The following is a 25,380-nucleotide window of genomic DNA, read 5'->3' as shown; positions in this document are numbered from 1 at the left end:
TATGAAGAATTTATACTTTCGTCGCGAGAGCATTAATTTAGATTTGAAAAGGGTAAGCATTAATTTGTTTGCCATTTTCTTTTTAGATCTGGACTGGAAGCCGATTGACTTACTTATTCTTAATTTTAACATTCACATATAGTTACTCTTTGAAATCACTTTATAGATCAAATATGAATTAAGTAGTTATTTCACTTTTTGTGAAATAACATAATTTATGTCATTAATTGTGAAATAATATTAATTGTTTCATTATATTTGATATAATTAATGGTAAATTAAAAAGATGATATGAAAGACTACTTTGTATTAATGGCGGATATAGTTGATAGTAGAAGAAGTGATCAAAATAAACTCATGAGTAACTTTAAAACAGTAGTTAGTGAAACTAATTATGAAAATAATGAACTCATGCTATCTCCGATGACAATTACTTTAGGAGATGAATTCCAGGGAATAGTTAATGATGCTAAAGCAGCTGTGAAATTGATATTTTCTATTGAGGAGAAAATTATACATCTCAACGCTGGATTTAAACTAAGATTTGTATTGGTTGAAGGAAAAATAGATACACCAATTAATAAAATCATTGCTTATGAAATGCTTGGTGATGGATTAACACAGGCGCGTGAAGCATTGGCGGTACATAAGAACTCAAACATCAGGTATTATTTTGATCTTAGAAATAAAACTAAAAGTGAAGCCTTAGTAAATAGCATGTTTTTATATCAAAGCATCGTTGATGATTGGAAAATTAGCAAAGATTATGATCTGATTACCAAATTCATTAAATTAAGGGATTATAAAGTTGTTGCAGAACAATTAGGAAAAACTCGTTCTCAAATATGGAAAAGAGAAAAAAGCCTTAAAATAGAAGAGTACTTTTCGGCTAAATCATTAATAAATTACATCTCAGAATTACCATGATCTCAATCTTAATTATAGGCATACTGATTATCGCATGCGAGTTAATACTTGCCTTTTTGTTTTCGCTTATTGCACAACAGTATTACAAAAAGTCGGAAATAGATATTAGATCAATTAGCAAAGGATTCATCGAACGTCTTTTTCTGACAATCTTTATGTTTAATGGTATTCCTCATGCGCTAACTTTTTTTAGTGCATTAAAGTTAGCAACTAGGTTAAAACATGACGATAAAACAGGGGAGACAGAAAAATTTAACAGCTATTATTTAATAGGTAATATGGTTTCTGTTACAGTTGCTCTATTTTACGTTTACATATGGAATCATGCGGGAGATATCGAAAATGCTGTAAATCGGGTTCTAAATAAATGAGTAATATTGGGTTATGAAAGTAATCCAATGAACCCAAAGTAGTTATTTACTTGGCTTAGGTTTTATCTCCAGCTGCTTTTAACATACGTGTTCACTAACCTTGTATAAAAGCCTAATTAAAAGACTCAGTTTCGTTATTAAGGTCATCCAATAAACCATTCAACAAAATTTCTCTTTTATCTTCAATAGAAGCATCATCCTGAATAAAAACGGTAAGATTCGTGTTTTCTGTTGTTTGAGTTTGCATGAATTAGGGATTTATGTTTTTCAATTTAATGTCTATGATTATTTAACGTAGATTTTTGAATATAGTTTGTAACTTTTTTATTTGAAATTTAATAATATTCCAGTTAAAGAATAAATTATTCTTGGTCAAACATTGATCTACTTATTCAGGTTATCATTACAACAAAACAAATCCTATCAATGAAACATTACGACGCGATAATTATCGGAGCGGGGCAGGCAGGTACACCATTAGCCAAAAAACTTGCTGAAGCGGGTAAAAAAACAGCCATAATTGAAAAAAGATTGGTTGGGGGTACCTGTATCAACGATGGTTGTACACCAACAAAAGCTATGATTGCTTCTGCAAGGGCAGTTTATCAAGCCAGAAAAGCAACTGAACTTGGCGTAGAAGTTGGAGCCATCAAAATTGATTTCAAGAAGATAAAACAGCGCAAAGATGATATTGTAGAACAGTTTAGGACGTCTTCAGAAAAGGGAATTAACAATACCAAAGGGCTCCGGCTCATTTTCGGAACAGCAAAATTCAGCGCTGAAAAAAAGTTAACCATCGCCCTTAACGATGGTGGTGAAGAAAAAGTAACTGCTGATTTGATTTTTATCAATACCGGAGCAAAAACTGCCATACCTGATATAGAAGGACTTGATGAAATTGATTATCTTACATCCACAACAATTTTAGATGTAGAAACCGTTCCGGAGCATTTGGTGGTGATTGGCGGCAATTACATCGGACTGGAGTTTGGGCAAATGTTTAATCGCTTTGGTAGTAAAATAACCATTTTGGAAAAATCATCAGGCATATTAGCTAAAGAAGACCAGGATATTTCATCAGCCCTTACCGAAATCTTAACAGATGAAAAGATTGAAATCATTACGGCTGTGAAGATTGATAAAATCAGTCAGGATAAAAAAAAGCTTCATCTTTCAATCCAATCGGGTAAAACAAAAAAGAAAATTACGGCAAGTCATGTATTAATCGCAGCCGGACGCATACCGCAAACCGCTGATTTAGGCCTCGAAAATTGTGGTGTTAAATTAGATGATAAAGGACATGTAATCGTGAACGAAAAGTTGGAAACCAATATTAAAGGAATTTATGCATTGGGTGATGTAAAAGGTGGGCCTGCCTTTACCCATATCGCCTATAATGATTATACCATTGTTTACCGTAACCTGATTGAAGGAACGAAATATTCCATTCACGATCGGCCGGTACCATACTGCATGTTTACCGACCCTCAGCTTGGGCGGATTGGCATTTCAGAAAAAGAAGCTAAAGAAAAGAAATTGAATTATAAAGTTGCTGTTCTGCCCATGTCGAATGTTGCGCGCGGTATCGAAACAAACGAAACTTTGGGACTGATGAAAGCAGTTGTAGATGCTGATACTAAAGAGATTTTGGGTGCTGCTATCCTGGCCTCAGAAGGCGGAGAAATTATGTCTGTTCTGCAAATGGCAATGGAAGGCGGTATTACTTACGATAGGATCAGGTATTGCGTTTTTGCGCACCCTACCTATACCGAATCGCTGAATAACTTATTTATGAAACTCGATAAATAATATGATCGAATTAAAAGGAATAAGCAAGAAATTTGGAGATACCCAGGCGGTAAAGCAAGTCTCTTTTAAAGTTGCCGAAAAGGAAACATTGGTATTGTTAGGTACCAGTGGATGTGGTAAAACCACCACTTTAAAAATGATCAATCGTTTAATTGAGCCCGATGGAGGCCAGATTTTTATTAATAATGAAAACATCACCAATCAGGATCCTGATGTATTGCGCAAGGGGATAGGTTACGTGATGCAGAATATTGGTCTTTTTCCGCATTATACCATTGCGGAGAACATTGCACTTGTACCTAAACTTTTGAAATGGGATAAGGAAAAAATTAAAAGCCGTACGCAGGAATTGATCCAAAAACTTCATCTACCGGAAAGAACGCTGGCGATGTATCCGCATGAGTTAAGTGGCGGACAGCAGCAGCGCGTAGGGCTAGCCCGTGCGTTGGTTACCGATCCATCGGTATTGTTGATGGATGAACCCTTTGGAGCCTTAGATAACGTTACCCGCACCAGTATCCAAAAAGAATTTAAAGCACTCGAAGAGTTGAAAAGAAAAACGATTGTGATGGTGACACATGATGTTCAGGAAGCTTTTGAACTGGCAGACCGGATCTGTTTAATGGATAAAGGTGAGGTAGTTCAGATTGGAACACCCAAAGAATTATTATATCGGCCCATAAATGATTTTGCCAGGAATTTTCTCGCCGGAAAAAGGCTGGCATTAGAGTTTAAAGTAATTAATATCCAGGATATTTGGACTTATTTACCTGAAGAAACCATTCATAAAGGAGAAAGTAAATCTGCTAATTTAAGTATATGGGAAGCCATGGAATTATTAAGGAATAATGACCGGCCTGAGCTTTTCGTTTCAGGTGCTGATCAGGCAATCAAATCGATCAATTTCGGGCAGCTAACCAAAGGATTTAATCAATACCAAAACGCACAGCTGCATGAATGAGCAACAGCAAACCTTATGGCAATTTATGTCAGGGCAATCTGATAAACTGCTCAGTCAAACTTTACAGCATGTAGGTTTAACCTTTATTTCTTTAATCCTCGCTATTGCCATCGGTTTACCCTTAGGTATATTGATTGCGAGAAAGCGTAAACTTTCTGGAACGGTTTTGGGCATTGCAGGGGTATTGCAAACCATACCAAGCATCGCTTTATTGGGTTTTATGATCCCGGTTTTAGGGATTGGTGCAAAACCGGCAATCGTAGCACTGCTCATTTATGCCTTGCTGCCGATTATTCGAAATACTTATACGGGCATTATTGGCATTGATCAGCATGTTAAAGAAGCGGCCAGGGCCATGGGGATGAGTAAAGGCCAGATTTTACTAAGAGTAGAATTGCCGCTTGCTATGCCCGTTATTTTGGCCGGTATCCGTACTGCAACCGTAATAAATGTGGGCGTGGCCACTTTGGCCTCATTTATTGCCGCTGGAGGTTTGGGTGAGTTTATTTTTGGCGGTATCTCGCTCAATAATACCAATATGATTTTGGCTGGAGCCATTCCAGCCGCTTTATTGGCAATTATACTCGATGCTTTACTTTCGCTTGTCCAGAAAATGGATTTTAAGAAGTTGAGGAAAGCCTTGTACGTTTTTCCTATCGTGATTTTGATTTTGGGCGGTTTTTATGCTTTACCAACCGCTTATGGCTCTACTTTAACAGCGGGATTTACTCCCGAATTTATGGGCAGGCAGGATGGCGACCTCGGATTAAAATCAACTTATGGTTTAAAAATACATACCATCGTGATCAGCGATGCAGTGATGTACAAAGCTGCTTTTGCAAAAGAACTGGATGTAATCAGCGGCTATTCTACCGATGGCCGCTTAAAAGCTTTTGACCTGAAAATTTTAAAAGACGATAAGAATATTTTTCCGCCCTATTATGCTGCACCGATTGTTCGTGATGAAGCTTTAAAACAATTCCCCGAATTGGAAAAAGCCCTCAATCTACTCTCCGGGAAAATTACAGATTCGATCATGACTGATCTGAATTACAGAACAGATTACCTTCATCAACAGCCGGAGCGGGTAGCAAAGGATTTCCTGATCAGTAATGGTTTGTATAAAGCGCCTAAAAATGGACATAAAGGTACCGTGCGCATAGGATCTAAGATTTTTGGCGAGCAATATATTCTTACTGAAATGTACAGCATGTTGATTAAAGGGAATACAGATTACAATGTAGCTACTAAAACCGGATTGGGCGGAACAAAAATCTGTTTTGATGCGCTGATGAACGATCAGATTGACTTTTACCCTGAATATACCGGGACAGGTTTACTGGTTTTATTACAGCCTGATCCAAAAATTGCAAAGGAAATTGCGCACGATAGAAACAAAACTTATGATTATGTCTCTACCGAATTTGAGAAAAAGTTTAAAATCAAATGGCTAAAACCAATCGGTTTTAATAATTCTTATGCTTTAATGATGCGGCAAAAACAATCAAAAGAACTGAATGTTAATAGCATCACAGACCTTAAAAATTATCTGAATAAAAATTAATGACACTGCTAGAAGAATACTTACAGATTCGGAAATATTCCGAGCAGATTTGTGAACCTTTACAAACTGAAGATTATGTGGTGCAGCCTGTTGTAGATGTAAGTCCACCTAAATGGCATTTGGGGCATACCACCTGGTTCTTCGAAACCTTTATATTGAAGCCATTTTCGGCTAACTATCAGGTATATAACGACGATTATAATTTTGTATTCAATAGTTATTACGAAACCGTTGGCAATCGGGTAATCCGTACCGACCGGGGTAATTTAAGCCGGCCAAGCGTGAACGAAATTTACCAATACCGGGCTTATGTAGATGAAGCCATGACAATTTTTTTAAACACACCTTTAAAGGATGAAGTTACGGAATTGTTGGTTTTGGGCTTTAATCACGAGCAGCAGCATCAGGAATTGTTATTAACCGATATTAAATATATTCTTGGCAATAATCCATTATTCCCTGTTTACACTAAAGATAAAAAAGAAATTTTAGCGAGTGAAAATGAATCTGGTTTGATCGATATCTCAGCAGGAATTTACGAAATCGGTTATGAAGGAACGGGTTTTAGCTTTGACAATGAACTGAACAAACATAAAGTTTACCTGCACGATTTTGCCATCAGTAAAACATTAGTCAGCAATGCTGAATTTTTGGAGTTTATCAAAGCAGGCGGATATGAAAATTTTAATTATTGGCACTCCGAAGGATGGGATTGGGTAAAAAGCAACGGCATCACATCACCCATGTACTGGCATTTGATTGATGAAGAATGGTTTAATTACACTTTGGACGGACTTTTACCAATTGATCCGAATGCGCCGGTAAGTCATGTCAGTTATTACGAAGCTTACGCCTATGCCAGTTGGAGCGGCATGCGTTTGCCAACCGAATTTGAATGGGAAGTGGCGGCAAAAAGCTTTAATTGGGGCGAAAGGTGGGAGTGGACTGAAAGCGCATACCTCCCTTATCCTGGCTTTAGTAAAGCACCCGGGGCAATTGGCGAATATAACGGCAAATTTATGGTCAATCAGAAAGTACTTCGCGGAGCATCCATAGCTACTCCGCAAAATCATTCACGCATTACTTATCGAAATTTCTTTCATCCGCATTTAAGATGGCAATATACGGGCATACGCCTGGTAAAATAAAATAAACATGAGCACCACTACCATTGAAATAACAACCGACAACAAAACGCAATTTCTTCAGGAAACCTTAACAGGACTACGATCTGAGCCAAAATTTATGCTTTCCAAGTATTTTTATGATGCTACCGGAGACCGCATATTTCAGCAGATTATGGAAATGGAAGAATATTATCTAACCAATGCAGAAATGGAAATCCTCCAGTATCAGTCTGCGCAACTTTCGCAAGCCATATCTGCAGATGGTACTGCCTTCGACCTGATCGAGTTGGGTGCCGGTGATGCCACCAAGTCCATTCATCTGTTAAAATCACTGATGGACGATCAGATGGAATTTAGTTATTTTCCGATTGATATTTCAGCGCATGTAATTTCAGATCTGGAAGAAAATCTGCCTAAAAAACTTCCTTCGTTGGATATTAAAGGGCTAAATGGCGATTATTTCGACATGCTGAAAAAAGCCACTGAACTGTCGGAACGTAGAAAAGTGGTGCTGTTTATGGGCGCAAATATTGGTAACATGACAATTGCCGATGCTGAAAGTTTCTGTTTGTCTTTAAAGCAATTACTTTCTCCAAACGACCTGCTCATTATCGGTTTCGACCTCAAAAAAAATCCACAACAAATTTTAGCTGCCTATAACGATAAAGGCGGAATTACCAGATCTTTCAATCTCAATCTACTTCAACGCATCAATAAAGAACTCGATGGTGATTTTAATATTGATCAATTTGAACATTATGCCAGTTACGATCCGGCATCAGGTGCCTGTAAAAGTTACCTTATCAGTTTAAAAAACCAGATTGTAAATATTGGCCGCCATGCCATTCATTTTATCGAAAATGAATATATTTTTATGGAAATCTCACAAAAATATTCTTTAGGTGATATTGATCAACTGGCCGCGAAAACAGGCTTTAAACCTCTTCAACGTTTTTTTGATCACAACCAATATTTTGTAGATGCCATTTGGAAAGTAGATTAGCTCTTGCCATCTAAAACTTGTAACAACCGGTTTAAATCCTCTTCCTTATTATAAAAATGGAAGGAAATCCTTGTACCTGCCCCTCTTGGTGAGCAGAGTATTTTGGCGGCAACAAGTTTATCTACTGTTTTTTGATCCAGCGGCATACTCATAATTGTCGATTGATACTTTCTGTCGAGCATCCAGTCGGGAACTAGTCCTCTTGAATTTAGCTCCAATCTTGCTTGATTACTGAGCGTTTGCGTGGTTTTTTCAATCCAATCGAAACCAAATGAACCAAGATAATTTAAACTTTCGTTTAACGTGCCGAAGTTTAAGGTATCCAGATGCCCGGGTTCGAAACACATAGATAAATGATCTTTGCCTTTTAAGAAAGGCACTGTAGGTAATTCGGCCAGTTTGTTTTTATTATAAATGGCATCTTTCATCTGGTCGGAAAGCAAAGCATAACCGTTTCCATATCCAGCTAAAAGCCACTTGTAACCACTACCAATCAATGCATCTAAGCCCGATTTTTCAAAATTAAAATTTGTTGTTCCTAAAAACTGAGTGCCATCACCAATCAATAAAAGATCAGGATATGTAGCTTTTAGCTTTTGGATAAATTCATCATCCATTCTAAATCCACTAATGTATTGTACCACGCTAAATGCTAGTACAGTAGGTTTAAATTTTTCTATGGCAGTGATGATGTTTTCTTCTAATTTTTCATGAATAGCTATACTATGGTATTCAAAACCCATGCTGATTATAGGGTAGCTCACAGATGGATATTCTTCTTCCAGCAATAGAAAACGATGGTTTTTGTCCAATCCACTTAATAAAGTATTAAAACCGACTGAGAAATTCTGAACCAGATAGGTATTCTCAGGTTTTGAACTGAAAAGTTTAGCAATGTTATTTCTGAGGTCAGTAATAATGGGCATATTTTCCATCTTGAAAATGCTCCCACCTGCTATAAATGCCTGGTCATGTTGGGTTCGCCATTCAGCCAAATTGGTCGATAAAATGCCTGAATTGGCAGTATTGAGGTACGTGTATTCTTTTAGGATCGGAAAAGATAGGTTCATGCCCAAAATTAAAAGAATTATGCATTAAAAAATAAATGCTGCCCCCAAAATTGATTTTTATACAAACCTATGAGAATCACGTTTGTTAGGTTAATACAATCTGCTCATATTACTATGGAAAATCAAACATCGATACTGGTTACGGAACTTAAAAAATTATTAAATGGGGGTGGAGCACATGTAGGGTTTAAAGATGCAGTCACTAACCTGCCTTTTAATCTCCTGGGCGAAAAGCCTTATAACCTACCATACAGTATTTGGCAATTGGCCGAACACATTAGAATCGCTCAGTGGGATATGCTCCAATTTAGTAAGGATGGATCGCATCAATCGCCTAAATGGCCAGACGAATATTGGCCTAAAGAACTGGCGCCTAAAGATGAACATGCCTGGAACAATACCCTAAAACAGATTGATGATGACTTGGAAGAATTTATTGCTTTATTAGATTCTTCAGACTTATATGAGCCAATTCCGCATGGCGATGGACAAAGTGTACTACGCGAGGCCTTACAGATTGCCGATCATAATGCTTACCATATTGCCGAAATTGTTGTCGTCAGGCGTTTATTGGGTGCCTGGAAAAGCTAAAGGAAATTGTCTCGTTTGGGCTTGTACTTTGCCGCTTATGCAGCCGGTTACTATTGTTTTAATCTGCTAAATTTAACTGTTCGTTCTCGTAAAAATTGATTAATAAATAGATTTTATGTTACAAAACTCAAAAGCATTCAGCTCATTTTCTGTAGATGATGTACAGCAATTAAAAGATTTTTATCAGGGAGTACTGGGTATCGAAGTTAAAGATAATCCAATGGGCTTAATCGAATTGGTTATTCCCGGATCAGCAAATGTTTTACTTTATCCAAAGCCAAATCATGTACCTGCAACTTTTACGGTGCTTAACTTTCCTGTAGAAAATATCGATCAGGCTGCCGACGAATTGATTGCCAGGGGAGTAAAGTTTGAGATTTATAATGAAGAGTATTTAAAAACAGACAGTAAAGGCATCTCCCGTGGAAACGGAGGCCCAAGCATTGCCTGGTTTAGAGATCCTTCTGGTAATATTTTGTCTATTTTGGAAACGTCCTAAGTCTGGCTAAACTTCCGAAGTTGGCAAAGCGGAAAGGCCATAGCGCAAACTTCGGAAGTCTTTTCCCTGCCAAAATTCAAAAGTTTTACAATTAGCCTATAAGTCTAAAGCATTGATGTGCAATTTCGTATTCTTCATTGGTTGGAATAACCAATATCTTAACCTTTGAATCAGCAGTGTTAATCTCTTTTAGTTCGCCATTATAGCCTGTATTTTGAGCCGGATCCAATTCAATACCCAGATAATTCAGCTCTGAGCATACAGCCTCACGCATGTTGCTGTCGTTTTCGCCAACACCTGCTGTAAATATAATAGCATCAATGCCGTTCAATATAGCAGCATAAGCACCTATAAATTTCTTGATCCTGTAGGTATATAATTTAAGGGCTAAAACTGCTGCTGCATTTCCTTCGTTTACCATTTTTCTGATGTCGCGCATATCGCTCGAGCCACCTACACCCAAAAGCCCGGATTGTTTATTAACCAGGGTACTCAGTTGTTCTAAGGTATATCCGGAATGCTCCATTAAATGAAAAATAACCGATGGATCGATATCTCCAGAACGTGTGCCCATCATTAAGCCACTTAGGGGACCAAAACCCATACTGGTATCTATTGACTTACCATTTTTAATAGCCGTTATACTGCAGCCATTTCCTAAGTGGATGCTGATTATTTTACTGTCTTTTTTGTTTAACCAATTAATTGCCTGTTCGCTTACATATTTATGGCTGGTACCATGAAATCCATATACCCTAATGCCATGCTCTTTATAGTACGATTCTGGAATGGCATAATGATAAGCCTGTTCTGGTATAGTTTGATGAAAAGCCGTATCGAATACTGCAATTTGTTTGGCATTCACAAAAGTCTGCTCAGCTACTTCAATACACTTGTAATTAACAGGATTATGCAATGGAGCAAGTGAAAACAACTTTTTGATCTGCTGTTTTACCTCATCAGTAATAATTGTCGGACCAGAAAAATGTTCACCGCCATGTACTACACGATGACCAACAGCCGCAACATCATCAGGACTTGTAATTACTGCGTATTCTCCCTGTGTTAATAATGCCAAAACCTGTTTTAAAGCTTCACCATGGTTGGCTATAAAACCTGCTTCTTCTATGCTGTGTTTTTCGCTATTGGCATAAACTGTATGTTTTATAAATGAGCCCTCAATGCCAATCCGTTCTACCAGCCCGCTGCAAATAGGCGCTTTTTCGGGCATTTTAAAAAGTTGGTACTTTAAGGAGCTGCTTCCCGAGTTAATTACTAAAATGTTCATATTAAATATCCTGGCATTGAATCGCTGTAATTACAACGGTGTTAAAAATATCATCTACCGTGCAGCCACGGCTCAAATCGTTTATTGGTTTGTTTAAACCTTGTAACATCGGGCCAATGGCCAACGCCCCGGTTTCGCGCTGTACCGCTTTATAGGTGTTGTTACCGGTGTTTAAATCGGGAAAGATGAGCACACTTGCTCTCCCAGCTACTTCAGATCCCGGTAGTTTTTGTTTACCCACAAGTGGATCTACAGCCGCATCGTATTGTATCGGTCCTTCAATTTTTAATTCCGGATGTTTTGCTTTCACTATTGCGGTAGCTTCTCTTACGCGTTCTACATCTTCACCCTCACCAGATGTGCCTGAAGAATAAGAAAGCATGGCAATACGGGGTTCAATACCAAATTTTGCGCTACTCTCTGCCGATGAAATTGCTATTTCGGCTAATTGCTGGGCAGTAGGATTGGGGTTAACCGCGCAATCGCCAAATATGGCCACACGCTCTGGCAAGCACATAAAGAAAATAGAGGAAACCACTGATACGCCAGGTTTGGTTTTAACAAACTGTAAAGCTGGTCTGATGGTATGTTGTGTGGTATGTACAGCCCCTGAAACCATTCCATCAGCATCACCTTTATAAACCATCATCGTACCGAAATAAGAAACATCAGTCATCATATCTCTGGCCATTTCGAGGTTTACATTTTTGGCTTTGCGCAATTCATGCAAGGTATTTACATAATCATTGTAATGTGCAGAATGTCCTGGGTTGTGGATTTTTAAAACGTTCGTATCTAAATTTAATCCAAGTCGCTTAATACTATTGGTAATTTCAACCGGATCGCCTAAGAGCGTAATGTCTACAATTTCCTGGGTGATGAGTTTTTCAACCGCTTTTAAAATGCGTTCATCGTTTCCTTCCGGCAAAACGATATGTTTTTTATCACGTTTGGCCCATTTAACCAATTGGTACTGGAACATGTGTGGCGTAATACCCTGGTAGCTGAACGTGATGATTTTATCGTCCAGTGCTTTTATATCCACATACTTTTCGAAAAGTTCTATCGCTAACGCAATTTTTTTCTTGTTCTCAATCGTAATTTTAGAATGAATGCCACCAATGGTTGTAGTGGTTTCAAAAGTTCCTTTTTGTACCGCTATAATTGGGATTATGGTTTGTAAACCTTCAATCAATTTAATAATCGGCTCATCAGGTAAGCTGCCTGCGGTTAAAACAATCCCAGCAATTTTTGGATAATTGGCTGATAAGTTGGCCTGAAGCGCGCCAATAATAATATCGCCACGATCGCCCGGGGTAACAATAAGCAGGTTATCTTTAATGTGCCTTAAAAAATTAGGTAACATCATGGCTCCTGTTACAAAATTATCAACCTGATTATCCAATAATTCAGAACCAAAAAGCACTTCGCCACCTAAGGCTAAAGTAATTTCGTTCATAGTTGGACTTTGCAGACCATTTTCAGTTGGAATAACGGCGATAAGCAGTTCCGTCGGCAACTGATTGATTAAAGCTTGTTTAATACGCTCCGCTTCCTCTGGATTCACCATATTGGCCACTACACCTAATACCTGTACATCACGCAACAGGAAGTTCCGGTAGATATTGATGGCTGATTTAAAAAGCTGACTTGCCGTTTTGTTTTTCCCTGATACCACTATTAAAACAGGTGCACCTAAGTTTTTGGCCATTAAGGCGTTCGATTCGAATTCAAAGGCCATTCCTTCACCTAAAAAGTCGCTGCCCTCAATTACGGTGAAATCGTAGTTATCTTCTAGTTTTTTATATTTACTGATGATGGTATTGATAATTGCTCCGCTATCTTCTGATTGATGGAGCATTTCTTGCCGGGTAAAGGCAAAAGCATCTTCATATTTAACAGGAAGCGAAAAATAATCTAACATCGCTTCTACATGTTCATCTTTTTTATTCGGATCGTCTTGTGCAATAATCGGTTTAAAATAACCTACCTTTTGGGTTTTTGCCAGTAACATATTGATCATCCCGAAAGCAATTACTGATTTTCCGGTATAGGGTTCGGCCGAAGCAATGAATATATTTTTAGTCATAAATAAGGAGCAATGTATAGGAATAACCAATTACGCCCAATATAGTTGGAAATATTTATTTTAAAAACTAAAGTAGGTTAAGTTTTAAAAGGTTACACAAACCCGTTATTAAATGGGGCTCAAAATAAGGTTTAATGGCAAGAAAAAAACTGGATCAATATGGTTTTTAACGTTGGATTAAGCCATTTTTAAACCGTTTTTTACGAATTTGATTCAATTAATAACTTTAACATTTTTAGCCTATGGATGAGTGGCAGGTTCACTTTTGCATCAGGATTAAGCTTTAAAGGCATAAAATGACTTTCCAGAAAATGGGCATAATCGGTGATTACGGTAGCCTGATTCAGATAAATTGGAACCTGTTGCTTGCCGGCTTGGGTAAAAAAATCTTCTAGCTGCTGTATTTCTTGAATCGTCATCTTACAAAGTTATCATTCTATTTTGAGCAGATCGAATTAAATTTATTTGTCAGTTGGTATCTGCCTAGTGCTCAATCATAATGATTTAAATATTATTCTGATTAGCGCTATAGTTTATTTTTGCACTAAAAATTTTAGTTTAAATTTGTGCTTCCCTAAAATAATTGTTTTGTAATTGTGTGGCCAGAGAATGGATAATAGTGAAATAAGAAAAGATCTACATCATGTTGAAATCGCTCCGGTTGTTTCTTCATTTAAAAAGGAGCATTACCGAAAAGAAACGGTGTGGCACCGGGATTGGAAGTTGTCTTTTCCGCCTTCGTTTAGAGAGGTTGCCTTTTATGATGCTGCAAATTCAGATACTCACCGGGCAGATATTTTTACACCGTCGGGTTATACCATCGAGTTTCAGAACTCTCCAATAACACTTGCCGAACTGAACAGCAGAGAGGCTTTTTACCCAAATTTAATATGGGTATTAAATGGTAAAAAATTTAAAGGTTTTAAAATATTGAAACATCTGCCTGATGTTGATGATCCCAAACTAAAGGATTATGAGTTCTGCCATTCCGATCACCTTTCAATGGTTAGAAAAACAGAAGTAATGCAGGGAATACCCAATCCAAAAATACTTAATTTTTACCATCCGGAATTGCAGGGAGTTAAATTCACCTCAAACCTATATTCTTTTTGCTGGAAACAACCGCATAGTGTATGGTATTTAGCTACCGCTAAAATTATTGTCGACTTAGGCGGGCATTTTTTATATGAACTAAAACAGCGTAAACAACTAAACGGAAATTACCCGTACCTGGAAATGTTAAAGAGAAAAAACTTTATCGATTGGCATACCCCGCCGGAAGTTTAAGATAATACTAAGTAAAAAAGCATTTGAGATTGCGATATAGACAGATGGAAAGGAAATCTCACTAATAAAAAAACGTATTAAAACGCCAGCTATAGTAAGCGTTTTAATACTTCCAGCAGTTTATTTCATACTGTCGTTTATTTTATTGATCATTACTAAATGGCTTTGAACAATTGGTGCAGTTTTAGTTGCAAAAGATTTAAGATCTGCGTCTTTTCCATCTTTTGATTCATCTTCCATTAATTTTAAGGTAGATTTATGTCCGTCGACCATTGCGCTTACATAAGCTTTATCAAAATCTGCACCTGTTTTTTTGCTTAGGTCGTCCATTTTTTTCTTGTGCTCATCATCAACTGTACTTGGCAGTGTAATGTTTTTTTGTTTTGCTATGGCAGTTAATTCGGTATTAGCCATACCATGGTCTTTAACCATCATGGTTGCAAATTCTTTAACCTGTGGATTACTGCTTTTTTCGAGGGCCAGTTTTCCCAATTCTACTTCTGCTATACCACCAACAGCTGCCTGAGTAGTGAATTTGGCATCAGCTTCTTCAACTGCAATTCCGCCAGTGGCTGCAACGTTCGAGGTGGTGTCTTTTGTCCTGTTTAAACTATCGGCATTTTCTTTGGCATCTTTATTTCCACCATTACAAGCCAGAAAGGCCAGGGCAGAAATGGCCATTACATACATTAACTTTTTCATATCCATTGTTTTTGTTGTATATGGATAACACGTTTTAGCGCAAAAGGGTTTTAAGCTTTTAAATATTCGTTGATTCATACAATAGCCAGTTGCTCTGAAATCTAAATAAGTTAATCGGGAGAAATTAATATTATGCCAAAAGTTCCTGAAATGAACTGTCATCATTGAGTTCACTTTGCAATACAATGCGGGGGATCGTCATTGCTGTAAGACTAACTATTTCTTCAACAGCGTATCAATCTCCGCATTAAATTCTTTCACAAATTCATCATAAAATTTACCGGTTGCCGGGCCATTAAAACCTGTATGGATCTGGGCTACATTTCCCTGTTTATCGATGATAATGGTAGTTGGGAAAGATAAAAATGAATCAAGCGCGGGTAACGATTCAGATACCACCTGTTTGTCCGCTGTACCTGCCAATACCTGGTCGTATTCGATACCAAAACGTTCTCTGAAACGGGTCATTACTTTCTTTGCATATTCAGGCTCGGTTGAACGTTCGTAATGCAAAGCAATAATTTCTACACCGCGGTTTTTGTTTTCTTTATACCAAGGCGCCATAAAAGTAGCTTCGTCAACACAATTAGGGCACCAGCTACCAGTGATGGTTAAAATCACCACTTTGTTTTTATACTTTTCATCTTTTAGCGAAATCTTTTTTCCATTTAGATCAGGAAAGCTAAAATCAAGTGTTTTGTATCCTTTTTTCAGATAGGTAAGTTTATAAGGATCTGGTAGGGCAGCATCTTTATTTTTGGTTCCGGTAAAAGGCTGACTACCTCTCGCTCCTAAAACTTCACCCTTAATAGCACCATCTGCCTGGAAAGTTCCTTTGTAATAAGCAGGAGAGGAGCCGATAAAACTAGAAAGCTGAAATTCATTTCCTTCTACAACACCTTCCAGATAACGCGAATCGCCGGTTACACGGAGAAAAGTGCCTGTAAGTCTGTTTCCTGTCTGCTTAAATAAACCTACTGTTTTTTCTTCTTTACCATTTGGCGATGTAAAAACCACATCGTAACTACCAGAATAGTCTGCTGCGGCAGGTTTGTCAGTTTTAAAACGGTAATTTTTGTGCTCGGCAATAATGACTAAAGGTTTACCAGCTTTATCCTGTTTTCTTAACGTACCCGTTAATTGATCACCAACTATCGCAAACGCAAGTTCGTTATCAAACTGATCCAGTTTGACAAAAAGCGAGTCGGCAGTTTGTTTTACAGGGCCACCTTCGAAACGCTCTTCAGCATTGCGGAAATATAATTTTTGCTGACCGTTTTTTTTGCTGATCTCGAAGTTGAAAGGGATTTCTAATCCTTCCTTTACTTTAGCTATTCCACGCCAGTTACCGGGGGCAACAAATGTTTTTTGGTTTTTCTCCTGAAGTTTTGCTGCCTGTTTCTTTACCAGGGCCGTTTGTTCCTGAGCGTAGGTGAAGGTTATTGATATGGCCATTACGGCTGTTAAAAGGGATTTAAGTTTCATTGGGACTGTGTTTGTCGACTAAATTACTAGACAAAGATATGGATGTAATTGTCAAAGAAAAAATATTTCAATAAAAATCTATAAAAACTATAGGATAAATGGAATTAATTATACCTTTGCCGAAGTTATTTTAAAATACTTATCAAGAAAGGCGGAGGGAATGGCCCTGTGAAACCTTAGCAACCATCTAATTTTTAGAAATGGTGCTAATTCCATCCCAGATGAATCTGGGGTAGTTAAGTCAGTTGTTTGCGCTATCCTTATATAAAATATATGGAGCACTTCTGATTTAAGAGGTGCTTTTTTTTTGCCCTGAATGCCTTCTTGAAATTAAATTATGCATTAAATAAAATCATTCAAATGAGAAAAACAGACAAGCTAAAATCGCCTTATGTAAATCCTTGTGTAGACTCCCAAATGCGCTAGTCCTGTTAAAATTGCTCCGTTTTAACAGGCACTTTTGATCTAACCATCCCATTTTATTTTAATAAAACACGGTTATTAACCGTTAGGGATTCGTTTTGCCCAAAATTTATCTTTTAACTAATTTTTAACACACACATGATCAAATTTTTAAAATCAATGGCATTCATCTTACTGCTCTTTATTACGCAGCAGGTATTTGCTCAAAATGTCACCGTTACCGGAACGGTAAAGTCGGCAGATGGCGAGACACTGCCCGGCGTTTCTATATTTATCAAAGAAACCAGGCAAACTACCATTTCTGATGGGAAAGGTGTTTTTTCTATCAGTGCGCCTGATCAAGGTACTTTAGTATTTTCTTATATCGGTTTTAAAACCCAGGAAATACAAATCAATAAAAATGCCGGGCCGATTTCAGTCATTCTTCAATCAAGCGATAATGCGCTGGATGAGGTAGTGGTTACCGCATTGGGAATTTCGAGGCAGAAAAAATCGCTCGGTTATGCTGTTCAGGAATTAAAAGGACAAGATCTGGCCGAAGCTAAAGAATCTAACCTGGTAAATGCACTGGCTGGAAAAATAGCCGGAGTTAGGGTAACGAACAGTCAGGGGAGCATGGGTTCCTCTCGCGTAGTCATCAGAGGAGAAACATCTATAGCCGGAAATAACCAGCCATTATTTGTGGTTGATGGGATTCCGGTAGATAACTCTCAGTTAAATTCTGCAGGTGCAAGAGATTATGCGAATGCCATTTCAGATATCAATCCGGAAGATATAGAATCAATTAGTGTGCTAAAAGGACCAAATGCAGCGGCATTATATGGCTCCAGGGCTGCCGCAGGGGTGATCTTGATTAAAACCAAAACAGGTAAATCGAAAAAAGGATTGGGCATTGATATTAACTCCAATGCCGTTTTAGAAACATTGCTCACCTTGCCGGTTTATCAAAATGCTTTTGGTCAGGGATCAGAAGGGAAGTTCAGCTATGTGGATGGTGCTGGTAAAGGTATTAATGATGGGGTAGATGAGAGCTGGGGACCAAAACTGGATGGAAGGTTAATCCCGCAGTTTTTTTCAAAAGGAGTGGCGGTTCCATTTATAGCCCATCCGGATAACGTACGCGATTTCTTTCAAACGGGATATTCATTAAATAATGGGGTATCGGTCGCAGATGCGGGCGAAAAGTACGATTACCGCATCTCCTACAATAACCTTAAACAAGTAGGCATTGTGCCGAATTCCGGACAGGGCAAAAACTCATTTGTATTAAATACGTCACTGAAGATAACACCAAAACTGACCTTAACGGCTAATGCGAATTATAGCAAACTTAATTCAGATAATTTGCCTGGCACTGGAGGTTCACGTTCTACAAGTACCATGTTACAGTTTACGTGGTTTGGCCGTCAGGTTGATATTAACCAGTTAAAAAACTATTTGGATGAAAATGGAAAAACGTTTAACTGGAATAACAGCTATTACAGCAACCCATATTGGGTAGCTTACGAAAATACAGTTTCGCAGAACCGCAGTCGCATTATCGGTAGTTTAGCCCTTAATTATAAAATTATTGATGGCCTTGATTTCAATTTCAGATCGGGTACAGATTATTACAACGACAGGCGTAAAGTTAGAATCGCTTATGGTACGAACGGAACACCTTTTGGATCTTACACAGAAAGTGCCTTTACCGTAAGCGAGAATAATACCGATGCAACCTTAAACTTTAACAAGCAGTTAAATGATGATTTTAGCTTAGAATTATTGGGTGGTGGTAACATCCGCAGGCAATATATTGAGCAGAATGATCAAAGTGCACCTAAACTAGCCATCGCCGGACTTTATACCCTTAAAAATTCTCGTGATCCCCTGATTTCATCCAATAATTTATCGCGTTTAAAATCATATAGTATTTATGCATCAGGTCAGATCGGTTTCAGAAATTACCTTTTCGCCAACATCACGGCACGTAACGATTGGTCGTCTACTTTACCAGCACAGAACAGGTCTTATTTTTACCCGTCATTTAACGGAAGTTTTGTAGCAACCGAAGCATTTGACATTAAAAGTGAAACTCTTAATTATTTGAAAATACGTGGGGGCTGGTCTAAAGTTGGTAAAGATGCGGATCCTTACCGTTTGATCAATACTTATGCATTTAGTGCGCCGTTTAACGCAAACCCTCAACTTACCACAAGTAATATCGACCTTAATCCTAACCTTAAACCAGAAACTACCACTTCAACAGAACTTGGCGTTGAGGCTGTTTTCTTTAACAAAAGGTTACGTTTCGATTTAAGTGCATACAATACCAATAGTTACAATCAGATTTTGGCAGCCGATGTAAGTCAAAGCACCGGATTTAGCTCAAAACTGCTTAATGCCGGAAAAATAAACAACAAGGGTATAGAAGCACAATTGGGTATTACACCAATTAAAAAGCAGTTTACATGGGATATTGATTTCAATTTTGCAGCAAACAGGAGTAGGGTAATTGAACTCGATGCAGAGAAATTATTAACGAATTACATTGTAGCTACCAACTCAGCGCAAGTGATTGCTACCGTTGGACAACCTTATGGATCGCTTTTCGGAACAGCCTTTTTAAGAGATGGTAATGGAAATATTATTGTAAATGCTACAGGCGCACCAGCTACAAACCCGACCAAACAGGTATTGGGAAAATATACACCAGATTGGATTGGCGGGGTGTACAATACCTTTACGTATAAAGGTATAAGTTTAGGCGTATTGGTTGATGCGAGTATTGGTGGTTCTATTTACAATGGTACTTATGCAACAGGCACTTATACCGGAGTTTTAGCCTCCACGCTTCCGGGAAGAGCAGCAGAATACGGCGGTATTTCTTACTATTATCCAGATAATAAAAAGGAAAATGGCACCGTAAGGGTAAACGGAACAGCTCCGACAGGTGTAACGGTTTATGATGACGGAATTGTTTTTGATGGCGTAACTGCCGATGGTAAACGCAATGAGAAGATATTGCCTGCTCAACAGTATTACAAAACCTTCAGAAATATAGACGAAGCAAATATTTTCGATGCTTCTTACGTTAAGCTTCGTGAAGTTAAGCTTAGCTACAATTTGCCGGCCAAATGGATTCGTCCGCTAAGTTTGCAAGGCGTTTCTGTATCACTTGTTGGCCGTAACCTTTGGATTATTCACCGCAATACAGTAGATATTGATCCGGAAGTAGCCTTTAATACCGGCAACGGACAGGGGTTGGAAAGTTTATCTAATCCAAGCACACGCAGCTATGGTATCAACCTGAATGTTAAATTTTAAGTATTCCCATCATGAAAAATAAAAAACTATATATACTGGCCATTCTGGCAATTGCATTTTCATCTTGTAATAAAGAGCTGGATGAGGTGAATATTAATCCGAATGCTCCAGAAATTCCACAACCCGATTATTTACTTACGGGCACTACTAAAACTACAGCCGATACGTATTGGGGGGGAACCAATAATATGAACTCGAGCTTGCTTTTTGCACAACATTGGGCTAAGGTTCAGTATACCGAAGAAGATCGTTTTATCTTTTCGAACAGTAGCTTTACCTCTTTATGGTCTACTGGCTACGCACAAAGTATTGCTGGCTTTAATAAAATTATCGAATTGGGCGATGCACAAGGCAATCCAAACTATAGAGGAGTTGCACTTGTATTAAGGTCGTGGGTATTTTTGTTACTTACCGACGCTTATGGGGATATACCATATTCACAAGCTGGAAAAATTAAACAGTTTGTTACGCCAGTTTACGATAAACAAAAGGATGTTTATTATGGTATTCTTAACGATTTAAAAACTGCTCAGGCAGCTTTGGATCCTGCTTCAGGAAAAGTTATAAGCGGAGATGTGATTTATAGCGGCAATATTGCTTTATGGAAAAAGTTTGCCAATTCTTTACGTCTTCGTATCGCTTTACGCATTGCGGATAAAGAGCCAGCTAAATCTAAGCAGGTAATTGATGAAATACTTGCTGAAGGTGGCACTTATATTAATAGCAAATCGGAGAATGCACAACTTTTCTACAGTGATTCGCCACAGCAAAATCCTGTAGCAGCATCATTCGAAACCAGGAATGATTACCGGATCAGTAAAACCATCGTAGATAAACTTTTTGCGCTAAATGATCCAAGACTACCAATTTATGCAAGCAAAACTGATAATGCAACACCTCAAACGTACGTAGGTATTCCGAACGGCTCAACAAATTCAGAAGCCAGTGCAATAGGTTTGGCAAATTCCTCAAGACCAGGAACTTATTTTTTAGCACCAAAAGCACCTGCTGTGATTTTTAGCTATGCCGAATTGCTTTTTGATAGGGCTGAAGCCGCCGCAAGAGGCTTTACTACAGAAAATGCAGCTGATCTGTATAAACAGGCCATCAGGGCATCATTTGATCAATACAGTATCGGTGGAAGTGCTGTTGATGATTATATTAATCAGGCTTCAGTACAATATGATGCTGGTAATTATAAAAAATCAATTGGTGAGCAAAAATGGATTGCTTTGTTTGGTCAAGGATTGGAAGCCTGGGCCGAGCAGAGAAGATTAGATTATCCGCAATTAACTGCATCTGTTAATACCGTTTTGAGTGGTAAAATTCCGGTGCGTTTTATCTATCCTGGTACAGAACAATCTTTAAACGGACAGAATTATAAAAATGCGGTAAGCAGTCAGGGTGCTGATTTATTAACCACCAAACTTTGGTTTGATGCTTTTTAATGTCTTGATACAATGTTATTAAGTTAAGAATTTTTAACCACAGATGCACACAGATAAACACGGATTATATCTGTGTTGCATCCTTTTTATCTGTGGTTAAATTATAACTATAAACCAAAAACGTCCCGGTTTTAAATCGGAACGTTTTTTTATCAGAGAAATAGATATTTAGCCTCTTCAGGCTCTTTATTTCTACAAGCTATTCATCTGGATAAATCTTCTGCGGCATTACTTACCCTTGTTTTCAGATCTTCTGTGTAACCCTTTGCTTTATCTGCCCATTGTGGTGCACGATCCAATAATTCGTCAACGATAGATTGTCCGGTAATTGGATCTTTCTTCGTGATATATTTCACACCTGCATATACTGCAGCGCCAATAATTGCTGTTTTTAAAATTCCCATGTTCTTTTCTTTTTTAGTTAAACATTTTGAGTTCGTTAAAAGTTTTAGACGATTCTAAATAACTGTTGTTACAAATCCACTTAATTGACGATGAAATAAAAGTGTTGTTTTTTGTAACAAAAGCACGTAAACAACAGAGAATAGCGATTATGTTTATCTGTGCCTCGTGGCAAATTATGCATAAGCGTGGTTGATTAAAAACCAACTGATAAATATAAATCAATCTTGATAGCGGCCAGAAACTTGGGCAACAGAGATGAACCGACTCCGCATATTCAGATCAGGATCAAATAGGTAAGCCGAATCCGCCAAAAGAACACCCGAAGTTAGCGAAGATGATGCGCCAAGTTGGTAGATTGATTATAAACCGTTATTTTAGGCATGGTTACAAGATGAGAATCGGGTATTTAAACTTTTTAAGGAGATTTTAAGACTTACTTTAGGTACCGATATCAGTCTGGAAGTGTGGTATTTATCCAAATATGTTATTGGCCGCACTACCCTTCCAGATTGATGGTAACTTTAGTGCCGCTGTGGCCATTGCCGAAATGCTGATCCAGAGTCACTATGGTTTAGTCTGCAATTTCAGATGCATGGAAAGCCTTTGGTGAAATAAAAGAACTCAAAGCAAGAGGTGATTTTACGGTTGATATGAACTGGAAAGAGGGTAAAAATATCTCCTGCAAAATCACTTCTGCAATAACGCAGCAGTGAATGCTAAAATAAATGGGAAGCTAAGCAATTACGCTCAAACCATAAATTAATCAACTCTATACCGATAAACATTATTGAAGACACAAATGAACAGATCACATCAAACTAAAGGATACTTCAGGCTGGGCGCATTGGCAATGGCCATTTCTCTTTTTGCCATGGCTAATAGCAAAGCGCAGACCATTATACCTATCGAAACGGCCCATAATGCACTGGTTTTACAGGCCGATGCAAAAAAAGATGTGAATACCATTTTTTTTGGAAAAAAACTTAGCAATAGACAGGAATATGCCCAGGTTAATGATCAGTATAAGCAAACAGAAGATTATACCGGACAGTTAAATTCGGCTTATACGCCATCTGGAACTAGAAATCTGGTAGAGCCTGCCATTAGTGTTACCCATGCCGATGGCAATAATTCGCTCGATCTGAAGTATGAAGATCATACCGTTACCGCAATTAATGATAATGTAAGTTTATTAAAGATCAGGTTAAAAGATCCGGTGTACAATTTCGAAGTAACGCTGTTTTATAAATCTTTTTACAAGCAGGATGTAATAGAGCAATGGACAGAAATTAAACACAGCGAAAAAGGTAATGTGGTATTGCATAAATATGCTTCGGCCAACCTGCATTTAAAATCGCCACATTTTTGGCTGAACCAATACCACGGCGATTGGGCAAAGGAAATGCAGCCTGAACAAAGTGAAATTACCCATGGGATTAAAACTTTGGATAGCAAATTGGGCACTAGAGCCAACCTTTTTCAGTCTTCGGTTTTCATGATTTCGATGGATAAACCTGCAGAAGAGCATGCAGGCAATGTTTTATACGGCGCTTTGGAGTGGAGCGGTAATTTTAAGATTGATCTGGAACTCGATTATCAGAATAACCTGCGCATTATTGCAGGGATGAATAATTATGCTTCTCCGTACAGCTTAAAACCGGGCGAAGTTTTTGCAACCCCGGCGTTTTTGTATACTTTTTCTAACCAGGGGAAAGGCGATGCAAGCAGAAAATTGCAGAATTGGGCACGCAACTATAAAATATTAGATGGTAAAGGCAGCCGCTTAACACTTTTGAACAATTGGGAGGCCACTTATTTCGATTTTAACGAACAAAAACTGGCCGAGTTGTTAAAAGATACCAAAAAACTGGGCGTCGATTTCTTTTTGCTTGATGATGGCTGGTTCGGGAATAAATATCCGCGTAACGATGATCATGCGGCTTTGGGCGACTGGCAAGAAAATAAAAAGAAACTGCCAAATGGTATCGCCTCATTGGTAAAAGAAGCCGATAATGTTGGAACACGGTTCGGGATCTGGATTGAACCTGAAATGGTGAGTCCTAAAAGTGAACTTTACGAAAAACATCCGGATTGGGTGGTAAAACAACCAAACAGACCTGAATACTATTTTAGAAACCAATTAGAATTAGACCTGAGTAATCCGAAAGTACAGGACTTTGTTTTCGGTGTTGTAGATGGTCTGTTTACTAAAAATCCGAAACTGGCCTATATTAAATGGGATTGTAATGCGGTAATTTACAATGCATACTCTGCACATTTAAAAAATCAATCGCACTTTTACATTGATTACGTAAAGGGATTGTATAGTGTACTGCAAAGAATCCGTGCAAAATATCCAACTGTACCGATGATGTTATGCTCTGGTGGAGGTGGAAGGGTAGACTATGCTGCTTTACAGTATTTTACAGAGTTTTGGCCAAGTGATAATACTGATCCGTTAGAACGTATATTTATGCAATGGGAATACTCTTATTTTTACCCTGCGATCAGCAGCTCCAACCATGTAACCGATTGGGGAAAACAGTCCATAAAGTTCCGTACCGATGTTGCCATGATGGGTAAATTGGGTTTTGATATTGTGGTAAGTAAACTGCCTGAAAAGGAACTTCAGTTTTGTCAGGAAGCCATTAAAAACTATAATGATGTGAAAGGCATTATCTGGCAGGGTGAACAATATCGTTTGGCCGATCCGTGCAGCGGTAGTGTAGCTTCGATGTTGTATGTAAACGATCAGAGAACGGAAGGTGTAATTTTTAACTACCTGGTAAATTACCGTTATGGCGAAGGCAGTAAATATCCGGTTAAATTGAATGGGTTGGATGCAGCAAAGAAATACCAGATCAGGGAGATTAACTTGTTTCCTGGTACAAAATCGCCGATTGATGGCAACAAAACCTATACAGGAGATTTTTTAATGACGGTGGGTTTCAACCCGGTTTTAAATACCAATAGAACAAGTGTAGTGCTGAAGTTTGAGGAGGTTAAATAAATTAACTTATTTCTT

Annotated in this window: 22 protein-coding genes and 1 riboswitch; of the genes, 14 read left to right on the top strand and 8 right to left on the bottom strand. The window is 38.1% G+C overall.

Going from position 1 to position 25,380, the window contains the following annotated elements; genetic code table 11:
• The first annotated feature begins 291 nt into the window (after positions 1-291).
• The gene (locus BCL90_RS15700; RefSeq protein WP_121284944.1) at positions 292-927 is read left to right on the top strand and encodes a SatD family protein; all 636 of its coding nucleotides are present in this window, start codon (positions 292-294) and stop codon (positions 925-927) included.
• Positions 928-1,410: 483 nt separating this feature from the next.
• Here the strand turns inward: BCL90_RS15700 and BCL90_RS26120 are convergent, their stop codons facing one another.
• On the bottom strand, positions 1,411-1,545 hold the full coding sequence (locus tag BCL90_RS26120) for a hypothetical protein (RefSeq protein ID WP_262707552.1): 135 nt from the start codon (positions 1,543-1,545) through the stop codon (positions 1,411-1,413).
• Positions 1,546-1,724: 179 nt separating this feature from the next.
• Here BCL90_RS26120 and BCL90_RS15690 point away from each other — a divergent pair, with 179 nt between their 5' ends.
• From BCL90_RS15690 to BCL90_RS15670, 5 genes are read left to right on the top strand one after another with little or no spacing between them, the layout of a single operon-like run.
• Positions 1,725-3,107 (top strand): mercuric reductase, encoded by a 1,383-nt coding sequence (locus BCL90_RS15690; RefSeq protein WP_121284942.1) that lies wholly within the window; start codon positions 1,725-1,727, stop codon positions 3,105-3,107.
• Between the two features lies 1 nt (position 3,108).
• On the top strand, positions 3,109-4,068 hold the full coding sequence (locus BCL90_RS15685; RefSeq protein WP_121284941.1) for an ABC transporter ATP-binding protein: 960 nt from the start codon (positions 3,109-3,111) through the stop codon (positions 4,066-4,068).
• A complete protein-coding gene (locus BCL90_RS15680) occupies positions 4,061-5,632 on the top strand; it encodes an ABC transporter permease/substrate-binding protein (protein ID WP_121284940.1) in 1,572 nt (523 codons plus the stop codon). Before BCL90_RS15685 ends, BCL90_RS15680 begins: the two co-directional genes overlap by 8 nt.
• Positions 5,632-6,780, top strand: coding sequence for an ergothioneine biosynthesis protein EgtB (gene egtB, locus BCL90_RS15675; protein ID WP_121284939.1), 1,149 nt, complete (start codon positions 5,632-5,634; stop codon positions 6,778-6,780). Before BCL90_RS15680 ends, egtB begins: the two co-directional genes overlap by 1 nt.
• A 7-nt stretch (positions 6,781-6,787) precedes the next feature.
• The gene (locus BCL90_RS15670; RefSeq protein ID WP_121284938.1) at positions 6,788-7,762 is read left to right on the top strand and encodes an L-histidine N(alpha)-methyltransferase; all 975 of its coding nucleotides are present in this window, start codon (positions 6,788-6,790) and stop codon (positions 7,760-7,762) included.
• Here BCL90_RS15670 and BCL90_RS15665 read toward each other — a convergent pair.
• Complete coding sequence (locus BCL90_RS15665) at positions 7,759-8,832, bottom strand: aminotransferase class V-fold PLP-dependent enzyme (RefSeq protein ID WP_121284937.1); 1,074 nt, start codon at positions 8,830-8,832, stop codon at positions 7,759-7,761. The two genes, BCL90_RS15670 and BCL90_RS15665, sit on opposite strands and share 4 nt — an antisense overlap.
• A 114-nt stretch (positions 8,833-8,946) precedes the next feature.
• On the opposite strand from BCL90_RS15665, the gene BCL90_RS15660 reads away from it, so the two are divergent.
• Together BCL90_RS15660 and BCL90_RS15655 are read left to right on the top strand one after the other, a co-directional pair.
• The gene (locus BCL90_RS15660) at positions 8,947-9,423 is read left to right on the top strand and encodes a DinB family protein (protein WP_121284936.1); all 477 of its coding nucleotides are present in this window, start codon (positions 8,947-8,949) and stop codon (positions 9,421-9,423) included.
• 115 nt (positions 9,424-9,538) lie between these two features.
• The gene (locus BCL90_RS15655; RefSeq protein WP_121284935.1) at positions 9,539-9,922 is read left to right on the top strand and encodes a VOC family protein; all 384 of its coding nucleotides are present in this window, start codon (positions 9,539-9,541) and stop codon (positions 9,920-9,922) included.
• Positions 9,923-10,013: 91 nt separating this feature from the next.
• Here the strand turns inward: BCL90_RS15655 and BCL90_RS15650 are convergent, their stop codons facing one another.
• The 3 genes from BCL90_RS15650 to BCL90_RS15640 all read right to left on the bottom strand — a co-directional run bounded on the left by BCL90_RS15650 (position 10,014) and on the right by BCL90_RS15640 (position 13,718).
• Positions 10,014-11,210 (bottom strand): acetate/propionate family kinase, encoded by a 1,197-nt coding sequence (locus BCL90_RS15650; protein WP_121284934.1) that lies wholly within the window; start codon positions 11,208-11,210, stop codon positions 10,014-10,016.
• A gap of 1 nt (position 11,211) precedes the next feature.
• Positions 11,212-13,299 (bottom strand): phosphate acetyltransferase, encoded by a 2,088-nt coding sequence (gene pta, locus BCL90_RS15645; RefSeq protein WP_121284933.1) that lies wholly within the window; start codon positions 13,297-13,299, stop codon positions 11,212-11,214.
• Between the two features lie 200 nt (positions 13,300-13,499).
• Positions 13,500-13,718: a DUF6965 family protein gene (locus tag BCL90_RS15640; protein ID WP_121284932.1), complete on the bottom strand. Its 219-nt coding sequence runs from the start codon at positions 13,716-13,718 to the stop codon at positions 13,500-13,502.
• 190 nt (positions 13,719-13,908) lie between these two features.
• On the opposite strand from BCL90_RS15640, the gene BCL90_RS15635 reads away from it, so the two are divergent.
• Positions 13,909-14,586: a competence protein CoiA family protein gene (locus tag BCL90_RS15635; RefSeq protein WP_244095094.1), complete on the top strand. Its 678-nt coding sequence runs from the start codon at positions 13,909-13,911 to the stop codon at positions 14,584-14,586.
• Positions 14,587-14,706: 120 nt separating this feature from the next.
• Here BCL90_RS15635 and BCL90_RS15630 read toward each other — a convergent pair whose 3' ends face one another.
• Together BCL90_RS15630 and BCL90_RS15625 are read right to left on the bottom strand one after the other, a co-directional pair.
• Positions 14,707-15,288, bottom strand: coding sequence for a DUF4142 domain-containing protein (locus BCL90_RS15630; protein ID WP_121285163.1), 582 nt, complete (start codon positions 15,286-15,288; stop codon positions 14,707-14,709).
• A 216-nt stretch (positions 15,289-15,504) separates the two neighbouring features.
• Complete coding sequence (locus BCL90_RS15625) at positions 15,505-16,773, bottom strand: peroxiredoxin family protein (RefSeq protein WP_121284931.1); 1,269 nt, start codon at positions 16,771-16,773, stop codon at positions 15,505-15,507.
• 136 nt (positions 16,774-16,909) lie between these two features.
• Positions 16,910-17,016: riboswitch (SAM riboswitch) on the top strand.
• 339 nt (positions 17,017-17,355) lie between these two features.
• On the opposite strand from BCL90_RS15625, the gene BCL90_RS15620 reads away from it, so the two are divergent.
• Positions 17,356-20,502 (top strand): SusC/RagA family TonB-linked outer membrane protein, encoded by a 3,147-nt coding sequence (locus BCL90_RS15620; protein WP_244095093.1) that lies wholly within the window; start codon positions 17,356-17,358, stop codon positions 20,500-20,502.
• 11 nt (positions 20,503-20,513) lie between these two features.
• Positions 20,514-21,950 carry a SusD/RagB family nutrient-binding outer membrane lipoprotein gene (locus tag BCL90_RS15615; protein WP_121284929.1) on the top strand — a complete coding sequence of 479 codons (1,437 nt, stop codon included), beginning with the start codon at positions 20,514-20,516 and terminating at the stop codon, positions 21,948-21,950.
• Between the two features lie 203 nt (positions 21,951-22,153).
• On the opposite strand, the gene BCL90_RS15610 is transcribed toward BCL90_RS15615, so the two are convergent.
• Complete coding sequence (locus tag BCL90_RS15610; protein WP_121284928.1) at positions 22,154-22,354, bottom strand: YtxH domain-containing protein; 201 nt, start codon at positions 22,352-22,354, stop codon at positions 22,154-22,156.
• Positions 22,355-22,803: 449 nt separating this feature from the next.
• On the opposite strand from BCL90_RS15610, the gene BCL90_RS26260 reads away from it, so the two are divergent.
• The 3 genes from BCL90_RS26260 to BCL90_RS15605 all read left to right on the top strand — a co-directional run bounded on the left by BCL90_RS26260 (position 22,804) and on the right by BCL90_RS15605 (position 25,365).
• On the top strand, positions 22,804-22,965 hold the full coding sequence (locus BCL90_RS26260) for a glycosyl hydrolase family 95 catalytic domain-containing protein (protein ID WP_394341709.1): 162 nt from the start codon (positions 22,804-22,806) through the stop codon (positions 22,963-22,965).
• The gene (locus tag BCL90_RS26255) at positions 22,937-23,068 is read left to right on the top strand and encodes a glycoside hydrolase family 95-like protein (RefSeq protein WP_394341708.1); all 132 of its coding nucleotides are present in this window, start codon (positions 22,937-22,939) and stop codon (positions 23,066-23,068) included. The genes BCL90_RS26260 and BCL90_RS26255 overlap by 29 nt, the downstream gene beginning before the upstream one ends.
• Before the next feature lie 86 nt (positions 23,069-23,154).
• A complete protein-coding gene (locus tag BCL90_RS15605; RefSeq protein WP_244095092.1) occupies positions 23,155-25,365 on the top strand; it encodes an alpha-galactosidase in 2,211 nt (736 codons plus the stop codon).
• Positions 25,366-25,380 lie beyond the last annotated feature (15 nt).

This window comes from Pedobacter alluvionis, from assembly GCF_003664035.1.
Lineage (GTDB): Bacteria > Bacteroidota > Bacteroidia > Sphingobacteriales > Sphingobacteriaceae > Pedobacter > Pedobacter alluvionis.
The sequence above is the reverse complement of the archived record's forward strand: the minus strand, read 5'-3'. Positions and strand labels throughout refer to the sequence as shown.